Origin of the sequence: Burkholderia sp. MSh2 (genome assembly GCF_000731655.1) — a bacterium.
Lineage (GTDB): Bacteria > Pseudomonadota > Gammaproteobacteria > Burkholderiales > Burkholderiaceae > Burkholderia > Burkholderia paludis.
Genome location: NZ_JPGM01000159.1, coordinates 1 through 1,028 on the forward strand (window position 1 = coordinate 1; position 1,028 = coordinate 1,028).

General features: G+C 64.2%; 1 protein-coding gene. It reads right to left on the reverse strand.

Features of this window, described 5'->3' with window-relative positions:
- Positions 1-1,028, reverse strand: a 1,028-nt coding sequence (locus GQ57_RS38020) for an efflux RND transporter permease subunit (RefSeq protein ID WP_034200631.1), incomplete at both ends; no start/stop codon positions are given.

Here is a 1,028-nt window from a genome sequence, read left to right on the forward strand (position 1 = left end):
GATCCTCGTCGGGCAGGAACGACTTCGGCAGGCGCACGAACAGCAGGCCGACCGCGACGATCACGACCAGATAGATGATCATCCAGCGGCCCGAGCGCTTGATCACATGGTGCACGCCGACGTGGTACTTGTCGCGGTTGCGATCGAAGGTCCGGTTGAACCAGCCGAAGAAGCCTTTCTTCTCTTCGTGATGCCCTTGCGGAATCGGCTTGAGGATCGTCGCGCACAAGGCGGGCGTCAGGATCAGCGCGACCAGCACCGACAGCACCATCGCCGTCACGATCGTCAGCGAGAACTGACGGTAGATCGCGCCGACCGAGCCGCCGGAGAACGCCACCGGCACGAACACCGCCGACAGCACGAGCGCCACGCCGATGAGTGCGCCGGTGATCTGGCCCATCGCCTTGCGGGTCGCCTCCTTCGGCGACAGCCCCTCTTCCGCCATCACGCGCTCGACGTTCTCGACCACCACGATCGCATCGTCCACCAGCAGCCCGATCGCGAGCACGAGGCCGAACATCGACAGCGTGTTGATCGAGAAGCCCACCAGCGACATGACCGCGAACGTGCCGAGCAGCACCACCGGCACCGCGATCGTCGGGATGATCGTCGCCCGCAGGTTCTGCAGGAACAGGTACATCACGAGGAACACGAGCACGATGCCTTCGAGCAGCGTCTTGACCACTTCCTCGATCGACAGCTTCACGAACGGCGTCGTGTCGTACGGATACTCCACGCTGAAACCGTGCGGGAAATACGGCCTCAGTTCCTCGATCTTCGCGCGCACGGCGTTCGCGGTCGCGAGCGCATTCGCGCCGGTCGCGAGCTGGATACCGAGCGCCGCGGTCGGCTTGCCGTTGTACTTCGTGTCGAAGTTGTAGTCTTCGCCGCCGAGGCCGATCTTCGCGACGTCCTTCAGGCGAACCTGCGAGCCGTCCTGGTTGACCTTCAGCAGGATGTTGCCGAACTGCTCGGGCGTCTGCAGCAGCGTCGATTCGGTGATCGTCGCCTGCAGCACGGTGCCCGGC